At 70.8% G+C, this 14,638-nt stretch carries 11 protein-coding genes and 1 tRNA gene; 11 read left to right on the top strand and 1 reads right to left on the bottom strand.

All coding sequences use genetic code 11. The features are described from left to right. Positions 1 to 171: 171 nt before the first annotated feature. A complete protein-coding gene (locus AQJ66_RS26760) occupies positions 172 to 1,068 on the top strand; it encodes a hypothetical protein (RefSeq protein WP_061927175.1) in 897 nt (298 codons plus the stop codon). Between the two features lie 332 nt (positions 1,069 to 1,400). On the opposite strand, the gene AQJ66_RS26755 is transcribed toward AQJ66_RS26760, so the two are convergent. Further along, positions 1,401 to 1,472: transfer RNA gene (locus tag AQJ66_RS26755), tRNA-Arg, on the bottom strand. Between the two features lie 238 nt (positions 1,473 to 1,710). Here AQJ66_RS26755 and AQJ66_RS26750 point away from each other — a divergent pair. The 10 genes from AQJ66_RS26750 (at position 1,711) to rpmE (ending at position 14,588) form a co-directional block, all read left to right on the top strand. Continuing rightward, a complete protein-coding gene (locus AQJ66_RS26750; RefSeq protein WP_061927173.1) occupies positions 1,711 to 2,211 on the top strand; it encodes a response regulator in 501 nt (166 codons plus the stop codon). Positions 2,212 to 2,313: 102 nt separating this feature from the next. Continuing rightward, entirely contained in the window at positions 2,314 to 3,291 is a 978-nt protein-coding gene (gene nrtL, locus AQJ66_RS26745) for an ArgS-related anticodon-binding protein NrtL (protein WP_061927171.1), read from the top strand. Positions 3,292 to 3,341: 50 nt separating this feature from the next. After that, complete coding sequence (lysA, locus tag AQJ66_RS26740; protein ID WP_061927169.1) at positions 3,342 to 4,733, top strand: diaminopimelate decarboxylase; 1,392 nt, start codon at positions 3,342 to 3,344, stop codon at positions 4,731 to 4,733. Between the two features lie 158 nt (positions 4,734 to 4,891). Then, positions 4,892 to 6,241: a homoserine dehydrogenase gene (locus AQJ66_RS38540; protein WP_061927167.1), complete on the top strand. Its 1,350-nt coding sequence runs from the start codon at positions 4,892 to 4,894 to the stop codon at positions 6,239 to 6,241. A gap of 6 nt (positions 6,242 to 6,247) precedes the next feature. Beyond that, a complete protein-coding gene (thrC, locus tag AQJ66_RS38535; RefSeq protein ID WP_061927165.1) occupies positions 6,248 to 7,306 on the top strand; it encodes a threonine synthase in 1,059 nt (352 codons plus the stop codon). 320 nt (positions 7,307 to 7,626) lie between these two features. Continuing rightward, complete coding sequence (gene thrB / locus AQJ66_RS26725) at positions 7,627 to 8,544, top strand: homoserine kinase (RefSeq protein WP_061927163.1); 918 nt, start codon at positions 7,627 to 7,629, stop codon at positions 8,542 to 8,544. Between the two features lie 404 nt (positions 8,545 to 8,948). Continuing rightward, complete coding sequence (gene rho / locus AQJ66_RS26720; protein WP_061927161.1) at positions 8,949 to 10,961, top strand: transcription termination factor Rho; 2,013 nt, start codon at positions 8,949 to 8,951, stop codon at positions 10,959 to 10,961. A gap of 223 nt (positions 10,962 to 11,184) precedes the next feature. After that, positions 11,185 to 12,897, top strand: a complete 1,713-nt coding sequence (locus AQJ66_RS26715; protein WP_079060455.1) for a trypsin-like serine protease — start codon at positions 11,185 to 11,187, stop codon at positions 12,895 to 12,897. A gap of 196 nt (positions 12,898 to 13,093) precedes the next feature. Continuing rightward, positions 13,094 to 14,224, top strand: coding sequence for an LCP family protein (locus AQJ66_RS26710; protein WP_061927159.1), 1,131 nt, complete (start codon positions 13,094 to 13,096; stop codon positions 14,222 to 14,224). A gap of 142 nt (positions 14,225 to 14,366) precedes the next feature. Further along, the gene (rpmE, locus tag AQJ66_RS26705; RefSeq protein WP_059301453.1) at positions 14,367 to 14,588 is read left to right on the top strand and encodes a 50S ribosomal protein L31; all 222 of its coding nucleotides are present in this window, start codon (positions 14,367 to 14,369) and stop codon (positions 14,586 to 14,588) included. The last annotated feature ends 50 nt before the right edge of the window (positions 14,589 to 14,638 follow it).

The raw sequence follows: 14,638 nt of genomic DNA, 5'->3' as shown, positions 1-14,638 counted from the left end.
GTTGGAGGTCGGAGCGGTCGAGTGGGCAGGGACGTCCGTTGCGACTGCTGGAGGTGTGGTGACCGAACCTGTGCGGGTACGCGATGGGACCGTCCACGAGCACCGGATTCCGCTGTGTACCGGCATCCTCCGCGGCTAAGGTGACTCCTCAATGATCGACGGGGGGCTACGGTGAACTGGGCCGCAGAGGCAACACTGACCGATTTCCAGCGGGACCTGATCATCGCCCTCGCGGGTGGGCTCGTCGGCGTGCTCGGCACGATGGCGATCGAGTACGTGAAGGCCCGCCGTGAGCCGAGCAAGCGGCTCTCCTACGACGCCGAGACGCGGACGGCCATCGTCTCCGCCGACGAGCAGGTGCGGCCCCGGCTCGGGCTCACCTACAACGGAAGGAACGTCGAGGACCTCAGCTCCGTCGCGTTCACCGTGGAGAACACGGGGAACCGCGTTGTCCAGCAGCAGCAGCTGCGATTCCGGTTCGCCGACGGGAGCGAGGTCCTCGACGCCGCCGCGACCTCCTCCCACGAGGCCGAGTGGGGCGTGCAGCGACGCCCGGATCTCGAACAAAGCCGCAGGGAAGCGGTCTTTGCCATCGGCCACTTGGAGCGCGGGCAGCGTGTGACTTTCCGGCTGCTCGCCTCCGGCCGGGACTCCGGCAGCTGGGAAGTCATTCCGCACAACCCGCTGGGGGACGTCGACCTGCGCGAGCGGTCGGCCGCCCGTATGAAGGACGACCGTGAGCACATGCCCGCCTTCTTCTCGCTGTCCTTCCTGCTGTTCACCGTCCCGCCGGTGTTCTCCGCCTTCGGATTCTTCGGAGAACTGGCCGCAGCGTTCCTAAGTGCGAGCTTCCTCGCCGCGGTCGTCCCGCATCTCGCACCCACAGCCCGGGCGCTGCGCGACGTACTGTTCCGGTCCCGTCAGCCCACGACCGGGCACATCTACACATTTAGCGGAGACGTACGGGCCACCGCCGTCACTTTCGGGGACACCGGCACGATCAACTACACCGACGATCGAACTAACCCGACCGGGCATCCGAACCCGGCTGATCCCACGCAAGAGTGAAACACCCCGGCTCGTGACGGGTTATTGACGCACTCTGAACTGGCTTGCCGGGCTCTCGGCATCGACGTCGCTGCCCACCCAGCCGCTCCGACCTGCAACCCGGCGAACCTATGCAGTCACAGCGCTAGCGAGGGCCTGGCCCGTGGTGGGTCGACGTCGCCGGCCCTCTCATTTGTCGGGCTGACCTGGGCAGACGCCCCAAGATCCTGTCCACGAATAGTCCACAGACCCCGGCATACGGCCGCTCCAGGCCGCACACGCCTGCACATACGCGAAGACCCCGGCCTCAGCGTTTCCGCTGGTGACGGGGTCTTTGGGCACCTCATGCTGGGTGCCCCCGGCAGGATTCGAACCTGCGCACACGGCTCCGGAGGCCGTTGCTCTATCCCCTGAGCTACGGGGGCGTGTCGGTTGGGGGCTGCTCGCTCCCGGCGACGAGTAGAACACTAGCAGGTCCGGCGGGGTGATCAGGAACGGGTTTCGTGGAGCGGAGCAGCCGAGTCGGACCCAGGGCCGGAACCGGCCGCCCGCCGGCCGGAGCCCCATCCCCCACCCGGGGCGGAAGTAGGGAAAACCCGGACGCGGTAGCCGGTGCGGACCTACCCTCAAGTTGTGCCAGGCGCGTCCGGTCGGGTGCTTGTTGTGGACGACAACAAGGTCATCCGGCAGCTGATCAGGGTCAACCTCGAGCTTGAGGGGCTTGAGGTCGTGACCGCGGCCGATGGTGCCGAGTGTCTCGATGTCGTGCACGAGGTGCAGCCCGATGTCGTGACGCTCGATGTCGTGATGCCCCGGCTCGACGGACTGCGCACCGCCGCTCGGCTTCGCGCCGATCCCCGTACGCAGGATCTTCCCGTCGCGATCATCAGCGCCTGTACGCAGAAGGAGGTGGAGACGGGACTCGACGTCGGCGTCGACGCCTTTCTCGCCAAGCCCTTCGAACCCGAAGAGCTCGTCCGGATCGTCAAGCAGCTCCTCGGGCGGAGGCCCGGAGGCAGCAGTGCGGAGCAGGGGCAGGGGCATGGGGGCGGGGGAGAGGGCGATGGCGGCTGTGACGGTGATGGGGATGACAGCAGCGAAGGCGACGGGGGCAGTGACGGAGTTTCCGGTCAGGTGACCGACGGCGTCCCCTCCGGTACCTGAGCCGTCCACCAAGCCCCGTGCCGACCCCGCCTCGCCCCACCCCCGTCCCACCCCTCAAAACCACCTCGCCTCCCCACCCCCCACCTCCCCTACCCTTGTCCCGTGACCCCCGTCGAGCTTTCCCGCACCGTCCTGCACGCGGTGCGGCGTGCCGTCGACCAGGGGGAGCTAGCAGTGACCGTCCCTGAGCGGGTCGTCGTGACCGAGCCGGGGCCCGGGGGGTGCGGGGACTACGCGACGAGCATCGCGTTGCAGCTCGCCCGGCCCGCCGGGACCTCCGCGCAGCGGGTCGCCGAGATTCTGCGGCCGCATCTCATCACCACCCGCGGCATCCGGGACGTCGTCGTCACCGGGCCCGGGTTCCTCAACATCTGCCTCACCGGCGACCCCTCCGACCTCGCCACCTCCCTCGTCCGGGACATCCGCGCCGCCGGCTCCGCGTACGGGCACGGCCAGGCCCTCGCCGGGCAGGTGGTCGTGCTGCGGGTTCCCTACGAGGCGCGGGCCGAAGTCGTCGCCGACGCCGTCGTCAGAATTCTCGCCACCCAGGGGGCACGCGGCGAGGTCGAGCACCGGGAGCCCGTCACCCTGCGGCCCGTTCCCGCCCCCGAGGATCCCGCTCCGCTCGGGGCCGACGCCGCGCAGTGGGCGTTGCTGTATCCCGCCGCGCACGACCGGCCGCGTGTCACCGCCGATCATCTGGTGCAGCGGGAGAGCAATCCGCTGTTCCGGGTGCGGTACGCCCATGCCCGCGTCCGGTCCGTCAGCCGTAACGCCGTCCGCCTCGGGTTCGCCGCCGAACCCGGGCCGGTGGCGGGGGAGCAGCGGCTGCTGAGTGCCCTCGCCGACCATCCCCGCATGCTCACCGCGGCCGCCACCCATCGCGCCCCGGACCGGCTTGCCCGGCATCTCGTCACCGTCGCCGATGCCGTCCTGCCCTTCGTGCCCACCGTGCTGCCGTGCGGCGAGGAGAAACCCTCGGCCGCCCACCGCGCCCGGCTCGCCCTCGCCGAAGCCGCCGGGACGGTGCTGGCCGGTGGCCTGTCCCTGCTCGGCATCGACGCACCCGAACACCTCTGAGGCAGCCCCCAGGACGCCCGGAGAGAGACAGAGAGTCTGAGAGCCACGTCATGAGCCGTTCCGCCCACCCCGCCGGGCCCCGTCACGCCGACGTCCTTCCCGAGGGGCACTACTCGGCCCCGCCCGCCGACCTCAACGTCCTCGACCAGAAGGTCTGGGCGCAGACCGTCGGCCGGAACGACGACGGTGTCGTCACCGTCGGCGGCGTCGACGTCAAGACGCTCGCCGAGGAGTACGGCACCCCCGCCTACGTTCTCGACGAGGCCGACTTCCGCGCCCGGGCGCGCGCCTGGCGCACCGCGTTCGGTGCCGACGCCGACGTGTTCTACGCGGGCAAGGCGTTCCTGTCCCGGGCCGTCGTGCGGTGGCTGGACGAAGAAGGGCTGAATCTCGACGTCTGCTCCGGTGGGGAGCTGGCCACCGCGCTCTCCGCCGGGATGCCCGCCGAGCGGATCGCCTTCCACGGGAACAACAAGTCCACGGAAGAGATCCACCGCGCCGTCGAGGCCGGGGTCGGGCGGATCGTGCTCGACTCCTTCCAGGAGATCGTGCGGGTCGCGCACATCGCCCAGTCGCTGGGCAAGCGGCAGAGGGTGCAGATCCGGATCACCGTCGGGGTCGAGGCGCACACGCACGAGTTCATCGCCACCGCCCACGAGGACCAGAAGTTCGGGATTCCGCTGGCCGGCGGGCAGGCCGCCGAGGCCGTGCGGCGGGCGCTGCAGCTCGACGGGCTGGAGGTCATCGGCATCCACTCGCACATCGGGTCGCAGATCTTCGACATGTCCGGGTTCGAGGTGGCCGCCCATCGGGTGGTCGGGCTGCTCAAGGACATCCGGGACGAGCACGGGGTCGAGCTGCCCGAGATCGACCTCGGGGGCGGGCTCGGCATCGCGTACACCAGCGCCGACGACCCGCGCGAGCCGCACGAGATCGCGAAGGCGCTGACCGAGATCGTCGGGCGGGAGTGCGAGGCCGCCCGGCTGCGCACGCCCCGCATCTCCGTCGAGCCGGGGCGGGCCATCGTCGGGCCCACCGCCTTCACGCTGTACGAGGTCGGCACCGTCAAGCCGCTCGAGGGGCTGCGGACGTACGTCTCCGTCGACGGGGGCATGTCCGACAACATCCGCACCGCGCTCTACGACGCCGAGTACAGCGTCGCGCTCGTGTCCCGGGCCAGCGACGCGGAGCCGATGCTCGCCCGTGTCGTCGGCAAGCACTGCGAGAGCGGGGACATCGTGGTCAAGGACGCGTTCCTGCCCGCCGACCTGGCACCGGGTGACCTGCTCGCCGTGCCCGCCACCGGCGCCTACTGCCGCTCCATGGCCAGCAACTACAACCACGTGCTGCGGCCCCCGGTCGTCGCCGTGAAGGACGGGGAAGCCCGGGTCATCGTCCGCCGGGAGACGGAGGAGGACCTCCTGCGGCTCGACGTCGGGTGACACGCGCCCAGGGGTGAAAAGACCGCAGGTGGAAGATCTGCGGTCACCCACCCCCGTACAAATGAAATAGATGTCTCACGATCCGGACGAAGGGTAGAAACTCCCGTCCGGTGAGTGAGACTGGACCAACCGTAGACGGTGAGAGGAAACGAGGTCGGATGATGCGTACGCGTCCGCTGAAGGTGGCGCTGCTGGGCTGTGGAGTGGTCGGCTCAGAGGTCGCGCGCATCATGACGACGCACGCCGCCGACCTCGCCGCCAGGATCGGCGCCCCCGTCGAGCTCGCGGGCGTCGCGGTCCGGCGGCCCGGCAAGGTGCGCGAGGGCATCGACCCCGCCCTTGTCACCACGGACGCCACCGCCCTCGTCAAACGGGGGGACATCGACGTGGTCGTCGAGGTCATCGGGGGCATCGAGCCCGCCCGGGCCCTCATCACCACCGCCTTCGAGCACGGCGCCTCCGTCGTCTCCGCCAACAAGGCCCTGCTCGCCCAGGACGGGGCCGCCCTGCACGCCGCCGCCGAGGAGCACGGCCGGGACCTCTACTACGAGGCCGCTGTCGCCGGCGCCATCCCGCTGATCCGGCCGCTGCGCGAGTCCCTCGCCGGGGACAAGGTCAACCGGGTGCTCGGCATCGTCAACGGCACCACCAACTTCATCCTCGACAAGATGGACTCCACGGGCGCCGGCTACCAGGAGGCGCTCGACGAGGCCACCGCGCTCGGGTACGCCGAGGCCGACCCGACCGCCGACGTCGAGGCCTTCGACGCCGCCGCCAAGGCCGCGATCCTCGCCGGCATCGCCTTCCACACGCGCGTGCGCCTCGACGACGTCTACCGCGAGGGCATGACCGAGGTCACCGCCGCCGACTTCCGCTCCGCCGCGGAGATGGGCTGCACCATCAAGCTGCTCGCCATCTGCGAGCGCGCGGCGGACGGCGGCTCGGTCACCGCCCGCGTGCACCCCGCCATGATCCCGCTCAGCCACCCGCTCGCCTCCGTGCGCGGCGCGTACAACGCCGTCTTCGTCGAGAGCGACGCCGCCGGGCAGCTGATGTTCTACGGCCCCGGCGCCGGCGGTTCGCCCACCGCCTCCGCCGTGCTCGGCGACCTGGTCGCCGTCTGCCGCAACCGGCTCAACGGCGCCACGGGGCCCGGCGAGTCGGCGTACGCCGCGCTGCCCGTCTCGTCCATGGGCGAGGTCGTCACGCGGTACCACATCAGCCTCGACGTCGCGGACAAACCGGGTGTTCTCGCCCAGGTCGCCACCGTGTTCGCCGAGCACGGCGTATCGATCGATACGGTGCGCCAGCAGGGCAGAAATCAGAGCAGCGGCGACGCAGTCGCCTTCGAACAGGGTGGCGGCGGGCGACGGGAGGGCGGCGAGGCATCTCTCGTCGTCGTCACCCACCGGGCCTCCGACGCCTCCCTGAGCGGGACCGTCGAGGCGCTGCGCAAGCTCGACACCGTGCGGGGTGTCGCCAGCATCATGCGGGTTGAAGGAGAGTAACCAGCAATGACCCACCAGTGGCGCGGAATCATCGAGGAGTACCGGGACAGGCTGCCGGTCTCCGACAGCACGCCGGTCGTGACGCTCCGCGAGGGCGGCACGCCCCTCGTGCCCGCGCAGGTGCTCTCCGAGCGCACGGGCTGTGAGGTCCACCTCAAGGTCGAGGGCGCGAACCCGACCGGGTCCTTCAAGGACCGCGGCATGACCATGGCGATCTCCAAGGCCAAGGAGGAGGGCGCCAAGGCGGTCATCTGCGCCTCCACCGGCAACACCTCCGCCTCCGCCGCCGCCTACGGCGTGCGGGCCGGCATGGTCTCCGCCGTGCTCGTGCCGCAGGGCAAGATCGCGCTCGGCAAGATGGGCCAGGCCCTGGTGCACGGCGCGAAGATCCTCCAGGTGGACGGCAACTTCGACGACTGCCTCACCCTCGCCCGCGCGCTGAGCGAGAACTACCCGGTGGCGCTGGTGAATTCGGTCAACCCGGTGCGCATCGAGGGCCAGAAGACGGCCGCCTTCGAGATCGTCGACATGCTCGGCGACGCCCCCGACATCCACGTCCTCCCGGTCGGCAACGCGGGCAACATCACCGCCTACTGGAAGGGCTACCAGGAGTACGCCGCCGACGGCATCGCCGCCCGGACGCCCCGCATGTGGGGGTTCCAGGCCTCCGGCAGCGCCCCGATCGTGCGCGGTGAGGTCGTCAAGGACCCCTCGACCATCGCCACCGCCATCCGCATCGGCAACCCGGCCTCCTGGAGCTACGCCCTCCAGGCCCGCGACGAGTCCGGCGGCGCCATCGACGAGGTGACGGACCGTGAAATCCTGCGCGCCTACCGTCTGTTGGCCGCGCAGGAGGGCGTCTTCGTGGAGCCCGCCTCCGCCGCCTCCGTGGCCGGTCTGCTCAAGGCCGCCGAGCAGGGCAAGGTCGACCCGGGCCAGCGCATCGTGTGCACCGTCACCGGCAACGGCCTGAAGGACCCCGACTGGGCCGTCGCCGGCGCGCCGCAGCCGGTCACCGTCCCCGTCGACGCGGCCACCGCGGCCGAGCGGCTGGGCCTGGCCTGAGCGCACCGGGGGAGCACCCGGGACCGGATACCGGCCGGTCCCCCCGGTGTCCCGGGTTCTCCCTGGCAAGGGTGCACAAGGGGCTTGCGACACGCATCGTGCGCCTCCTGTGCGCCCTATGTCGCCGCAGAACCTTCCTTCGATAGGCTGTACTGAACCCGCCTACCGCATATGCCCCCGCGTGTGGGCCCGGGGCCGCGTCGTCTCCGCGCTCCGACGGGTCTTCGTACGTCATCGAATGTCCATCGAACACCGCGAACGGCATTCGACTCCATCGAGTGTCTTCGACAGTCACGCAGCTCAAGGAGAGTCTTCGAGCGATGGCCGGTCCCGCCTTCCGCGCCGCCGCCGTCCGGGTGCGCGTCCCCGCCACCAGCGCCAACCTCGGGCCGGGCTTCGACGCCTTCGGCCTCGCGCTGGGGCTCTACGACGACGTCGTCGTCCGGGTGGCCGACTCCGGGCTGCACATCGACATCGCGGGCGAGGGCGGCGAGACCCTCCCGCGCGACGAGAGCCACCTGCTGGTCCGGTCCCTGCGCACCGCCTTCGACCTGCTGGGCGGACAGCCCCGCGGCCTGGAGATCGTCTGCGCCAACCGCATCCCGCACGGCCGGGGCCTGGGCTCCTCCTCCGCCGCGATCTGCGCCGGCATCGTCGCCGCCCGCGCGGTCACCATAGGCGGCGAGGCCCGGCTCGACGACGCCGCGCTGCTGGAACTGGCCACCGAGATCGAGGGCCATCCGGACAATGTGGCGGCCTGTCTGCTCGGCGGCTTCACCCTGTCCTGGATGGAGGCCGGCGGGGCCCGGGCCATCAGGATGGACCCCAGTGATTCCATCGTTCCGGTGGTTTTCGTTCCCGGGAAGCCGGTCCTCACCGAGACCGCGCGCGGCCTGCTCCCGCGCACCGTGCCGCACGTCGACGCCGCCACCAACGCGGGCCGTGCCGCCCTGCTCGTCGAGGCCCTGACCAGGCGCCCCGAGCTGCTGCTGCCCGCCACCGAGGACCGCCTCCACCAGGAGTACCGCGCCCCGGCCATGCCGGAGAGCGCCGCGCTGGTGGAGCGACTGCGGGCCGACGGGATCCCGGCCGTCATCTCCGGCGCCGGACCCACCGTCATGGCCCTCGCCGACGCCGGCACCGCCGACAAGGTGTCCCACCTCGCGGGCGAGGGCTGGGCCGCGAACCGGCTGGATCTCGACGTCCAGGGAGCGAGCGTGCTGCCGCTTGCGACCTGAGACACGGTTGCCGGATTTGGAGAGGGGGAATGTTTGTTGGATCCGGTAGTGTTAATCTCAAGTCTGCACCCGACCCCACCATGGCGAGGTGCCTCGTGTCCCCGTCCGGGACAGACATCCTTCCGGGAGCCTCCCACACCACTCCGTGTTCTGTGCGCCGTACCTGGGCACTACGTCGTACGCGGACACTGAGCGGGACAGCGGGCACGCTCCGGAATCGGTGCTACCACACCACGTGACACTGGGTGCCACGGCTCGCGGAAGCGCCATCACCAGCAAATTCTCTTCCGCCGCTTTGGCGGACCACCGCCCCGGCACGGTTCACCAAGACAGGACCGTAGCCGGACAGCACAACCGGTCGCCGAGCCAGACAGGCCGACGTCCGCTCCAGGGAAGGACCCTTCGTGAGCGACACCACCGATCTGATGGGCGCACGTGTCGAGGAGACCGCTGCCGCGCCCGCCACGGACGCCTCCGCGCCTGCCGCCGGTGCCGGCTCCCGGCGGCGCCGCGGTACCGGCCTCGAGGGCATGGTGCTGGCCGAGCTGCAGCAGGTCGCCTCGGGCCTCGGCATCAGGGGCACCGCGCGGATGCGCAAGAGCCAGCTGATCGAGGTCATCAAGGAGGCGCAGGCCGGAGGGGGCGCCGCCCCCAAGGCCGAGGCAGCCGCCACCGAGACCAAGCCCAAGCGCCGTGCCACCTCCAAGGCCCGCACGGGCGAGGACGCCGCCGAGAAGGCGGACAAGGCGGTGCAGGCCCCCGCCGAGAAGGCCGTGGCCCAGCAGCAGATCGAGATCCCCGGCCAGCCGGCCTCCGACGACGCCCCCACCGAGCGCCGTCGCCGCCGCGCCACCGCCGAGGCCGGCAGCCCGACCGCGAGCGGCGCCGAGACCGTCGCCGCCGAGGCGAAGAGCGAGCCCAAGGCCGAGACGCCCGCGCAGCAGCAGTCCCAGCAGCCGCAGCAGGGCGACGCCGGTGACGGCGAGGGCCGCGGCCGCCGCGACCGACGTGAGCGCGGGCGCGACCGCGGCGAGCGCGGGGACCGCGAGCGCGGCGACCGTGGTGACCGCCGCAACAAGGGCGACGACCAGCAGGGCGGCGGCCGTCAGGACCGTCAGCAGCAGGGCCAGCAGCAGGGCGGCCGCCAGGACCGCAACACCGGCCCGCAGGACGACGACGACTTCGAGGGCGGCCGCCGGGGCCGTCGGGGCCGCTACCGGGACCGCCGCGGCCGCCGCGGCCGCGACGAGATCGCCGAGCCGCAGGTCGCCGAGGACGACGTCCTGATCCCCGTCGCGGGCATCCTGGACATCCTCGACAACTACGCCTTCATCCGGACCTCCGGCTACCTGCCGGGCCCGAACGACGTGTACGTCTCCCTCGCCCAGGTCCGCAAGAACGGCCTGCGCAAGGGCGACCACGTCACCGGCGCGGTCCGCCAGCCCAAGGAGGGCGAGCGCCGCGAGAAGTTCAACGCGCTGGTCCGCCTCGACTCCGTCAACGGCATGGCGCCCGAACACGGCCGCGGCCGCCCGGAGTTCAACAAGCTGACCCCGCTCTACCCGCAGGACCGGCTCCGCCTGGAGACCGACCCGGGCGTGCTCACCACCCGGATCATCGACCTGGTCTCGCCGATCGGCAAGGGCCAGCGCGGTCTGATCGTGGCCCCGCCGAAGACCGGCAAGACCATGATCATGCAGGCGATCGCCAACGCGATCACGCACAACAACCCCGAGTGCCACCTGATGGTCGTCCTGGTCGACGAGCGTCCGGAAGAGGTCACCGACATGCAGCGGTCGGTCAAGGGCGAGGTCATCTCCTCGACCTTCGACCGCCCGGCCGAGGACCACACCACGGTCGCCGAGCTCGCCATCGAGCGCGCCAAGCGCCTGGTGGAGCTGGGCCACGACGTCGTCGTCCTGCTGGACTCGATCACCCGTCTGGGCCGCGCCTACAACCTGGCCGCGCCCGCCTCCGGCCGCATCCTGTCCGGTGGTGTCGACTCGACCGCGCTCTACCCGCCGAAGCGGTTCTTCGGTGCGGCGCGCAACATCGAGGACGGCGGCTCGCTGACCATCCTCGCCACCGCGCTGGTGGACACCGGGTCCCGCATGGACGAGGTGATCTTCGAGGAGTTCAAGGGCACCGGCAACGCCGAGCTCAAGCTCGACCGGAAGCTCGCCGACAAGCGCATCTTCCCGGCGGTGGACGTCGACGCGTCCGGCACCCGTAAGGAAGAGATCCTGCTCGCCCCCGACGAGCTCGCCATCGTCTGGAAGCTGCGCCGGGTGCTGCACGCCCTCGACCAGCAGCAGGCGGTCGAACTGCTCCTCGACAAGATGAAGCAGACGAAGTCGAACGCCGAGTTCCTGATGCAGATTCAGAAGACGACGCCGGCCCCCGGCAACGGGGACTGACGGTTCGATCCTGAGGTACAGAGGCCCGCCCCCCGTCGCACAGTGACGGGGGGCGGGCCTTTGGCGCTGAGAGGTACGGGACGCATCACGCGTCCCTCTTCACTCACCTCTCCCTGGGGGGACCTCCTTGACCACGCCCAAGAACGGGCGGCACAGACGGCGTATACGCCTCGCGCTGCCGTTCGCCGCCGCCGGTGTCGCCGCTGCCGTCGCCGCCGCGGTGATGACCTCCTCGGCGAACGCCGCGACCGCGCTGCCCAAGCCGGGCACCCAGCCGGTGGTCGGCCAGCCGTCGCAGGCCACGCTGGAGAAGCGCATCGCCGGCGCCTCCGGCACCGACAGCACGGACAGGACCAGCAGCCCGTCCGCCGTGTCCCCGAAGATCATCGGTGGCAACACGACGACCATCTCCTCGGCACCGTGGATGGCGCAGCTCTGGTACTACGACGACAAGGGCACCACCAGCACCAGCGACGACATCGGCTTCTTCTGCGGCGGCTCGGTCGTCTCGCCGACGAAGATCCTCACCGCCGCGCACTGCGTCCGCGACGAGAACGGCAAGGCCTACAACTGGAAGGCCGACGGCGCGGTCGTCACCGGCACCGCCCAGCTGCCCACCACCGACACCTCGGGCACCACCGACCTGCACGGCGGCCAGGCCACGGGCGTGCTGCGGCAGTGGAACAACCCGTCGTACGACCCGGCCACCGTCAACAACGACATCGCCGTGCTGACCCTGGCCGTCCCGGTCAAGGCCACGCCGATCCGCATGGTCACCTCCGGCGACACCGCCTCCTACACGGCCGGCAACGACGCCACCGTCTACGGCTGGGGCCGCACCAGCTCCACCAGCCAGGACATCTCGGACACCCTGAAGACGGCCACGCTGCCGATCCAGTCCGACACCACCTGCTCGGGCTACTGGGGCAGCGACTTCATCAAGGGCCACATGGTGTGCGCGGGCGCGCCCGCCACCGGCAGCGACACCGGCACCACCTCCGCCTGCAACGGCGACTCCGGCGGCCCGCTCGTGGTCAACGGCCGGATCGCCGGCATCGTCTCCTGGGGCGTCCAGGACTGCGTGTCGAAGGGCGCCTACAGCGTCTTCAGCAAGGTCTCCGCGTACGTCGGCGCCGCCTGTCCGCAGCTCGACGACGGCAACCTGAGCTACACCGACGGCAAGGCCGACCTCTTCGTCCGCAACTCGTCCACGAAGACCGGCTACGAGAAGGACTCCAAGGGCAGCTCCTTCGCCACCCGGATCTCCTGGGGCAACTGGGGCGGCGTCAACCTGGTCCTGCAGACCGACCTGAACCGGGACGGCTACCAGGACCTGGTCTACCGGGTCTCCTCCACCGGTGACGTGTACTGGGAGCACTTCGTGCTCAACAGCGCCCGCACGGACGGCTCCTGGACCGACACGAAGATCTTCTCCGGCTGGAAGACCCGCACCCGGATCATCGTGCCGGGCGACGTCACCGGCGACTACCTGCCCGACGTCCTCTCCGTGGACTCCGGCGGCACGCTGTGGATCTACCCGGGCAAGGGCAACGGCACCTTCGGCTCGCGCGTCTCGGTCGGCACCGGCTGGAACCAGTACAACACCGTGCGCGGCCACGGCGACTTCACCGGCGACGGCAAGGCCGACCTGATCGCCCGCAAGTCCAGCACCGGGGACCTGTACCTGTACAAGGGCACCGGCAAGTCCGGATCCGGCGCCTTCTCCAGCCGGATCAAGGTGCGCAGCGCCTGGACCGGCTACAACGCCTTCGACGCCGTCGGCGACGTCAGCGGGGACGGCAAGGCCGACTTCCTGGCCCGCACCAAGGGCGGCACGCTCTACCTGTACAAGGGCACCGGCAAGGCGACCAGCGAGATCTTCGCCACAAGGGTCTCGGCCGGCACCGGTTTCGAGCAGTACGACCTCTGGGGCTGAAACCCCAGGTGAGCGGCGCTCACCAGCGGTAACCCGACGACGGACGGTGCCCATCGCGCGACGCGGCGGGCACCGTCCGTCGTGCAACCCTGTCCCGGGTTTCCCCGTCCTTGCGGGCGGGGCGACGATGGAGCGGTGACGACCGCGCCTGATCCCGACCGCGGGGGGTACCCGACCGACGAGACCTAGGAGTGACGTGTCCGCCGAGAGCACGCCCCAGCCCGGCATACCGGAGCCGGACGCCACCGGCCCGGACGGCCGGGCCGAGGGCCGCCGCAAGACCCGCAGCACCCGCCGCAAGGCCCTGCTCGTCACGGCCTGGACGGCCGCGGGCATCGTCGTGCTGGGCGGTACCGGCGCCGGATACGTCTACTTCAAGCTCAACGGCAACCTCCGCAGCGTCGACATCAACCAGGCCCTCGGCGCCGACCGGCCCAAGAAGGCCGACAACGGCTCCGAGAACATCCTGGTCCTGGGCTCGGACACCCGATCCGGCGCCAACCGCAGGCTCGGCGGCGGCACCGACGACGGCAGCGCCCGCTCCGACACGGCGATGATCGTCCACGTCTACCGGGGCCACCAGAGGGCCGCCGTGGTCTCCATGCCCCGGGACACCCTCATCGACCGCCCCGCCTGCACCGACACCAAGGGCGCGCAGCACCCGGCGGCCCACGGGGTCATGTTCAACGAGGCGTACTCCACCGGCGGCGCGGCCTGCACCGTCAAGACCGTCGAGTCCCTGACCGGGCTGCGCATGGACCACTACCTGGAGGTCGACTTCGCCGGCTTCCAGAAGCTCATCGACGACCTCGGCGGGGTCCCGGTCACGACGACCAGGAACATCGACGACCCGCAGAGCCACCTGACCCTCAGGGCCGGCACCCACACCCTCGGCGGCCGCCAGGCCCTCGGCCTGGTGCGCACCCGGCACGGTGTCGGCGACGGCTCCGACCTCGGCCGCATCCAGCTCCAGCAGGCCTTCGTCAAGGCGCTGCTCACCCAGGTCAGGCAGGTCGGCGTGTTCTCCGACCCGAAGAAGCTGTACGACCTGGCCGACACCGCCACCAAGACCGTCACCACCGACTCCGACCTCGGCTCGGTCAACTCCCTCATCGACTTCGCGGACGGCCTCAAGGGCATCGGCGCGAACCGGATGCACATGATCACCATGCCGGTCCGCTACGACCCGGCCGACCCCAACCGCGTGATCATGAAGAAGACGAAGGCCCAGGAGGTCTGGACCGCCCTGAAGAACGACCGGCCGATCCCCGCGTCGGCCACCCGGGGCACGGCCACCGGCGAGGCCGAGGGCGTCGTCACCGGCTGAGCGCGACGGAGCGGAATAGAACCGCCCCACCCCCGGTTTTGGGAGATGGCGCCAGTCCTGGCAGACTGGACCGTCGGCTCCGGTTCACGCACCCGCACCCCGCGGCGGCGACCCGGCGCCCTCCCGATACCTAGGAGACACCTTGAAGCGCGACATCCACCCCGAGTACGTCGAGACGCAGGTCAGCTGCACCTGCGGCGCGTCGTTCACGACTCGCAGCACCATCCAGTCCGGCACCATCCGGGCCGAGGTCTGCTCCGAGTGCCACCCGTTCTACACGGGCAAGCAGAAGATCCTCGACACCGGTGGCCGTGTGGCCCGCTTCGAGGCCCGCTTCGGCAAGGCTGCCGGCTCCAAGAAGTAGCGAGCCCCATTTCGCCGGTCCACGGCCGCACCCCCGCCCGGGTGTGCCCG

Origin of the sequence: Streptomyces bungoensis (genome assembly GCF_001514215.1) — a bacterium.
GTDB lineage: Bacteria > Actinomycetota > Actinomycetes > Streptomycetales > Streptomycetaceae > Streptomyces > Streptomyces bungoensis.
Note: the sequence above shows the minus strand (reverse complement) of the source record. Positions and strands in the feature narration are given on the sequence as shown.

What these genes read in the sequence shown, in the direction of transcription:
- lysA (WP_061927169.1), top strand. Translation starts at nt 3,342, where the DNA reads ATGAGCCGTTCCGCCCACCCCGCCGGGCCCCGTCACGCCGACGTCCTT.
- AQJ66_RS38540 (WP_061927167.1), top strand. Translation starts at nt 4,892, where the DNA reads ATGATGCGTACGCGTCCGCTGAAGGTGGCGCTGCTGGGCTGTGGAGTG.
- thrC (WP_061927165.1), top strand. Translation starts at nt 6,248, where the DNA reads ATGACCCACCAGTGGCGCGGAATCATCGAGGAGTACCGGGACAGGCTG.
- thrB (WP_061927163.1), top strand. Translation starts at nt 7,627, where the DNA reads ATGGCCGGTCCCGCCTTCCGCGCCGCCGCCGTCCGGGTGCGCGTCCCC.
- AQJ66_RS26715 (WP_079060455.1), top strand. Translation starts at nt 11,185, where the DNA reads ATGACCTCCTCGGCGAACGCCGCGACCGCGCTGCCCAAGCCGGGCACC.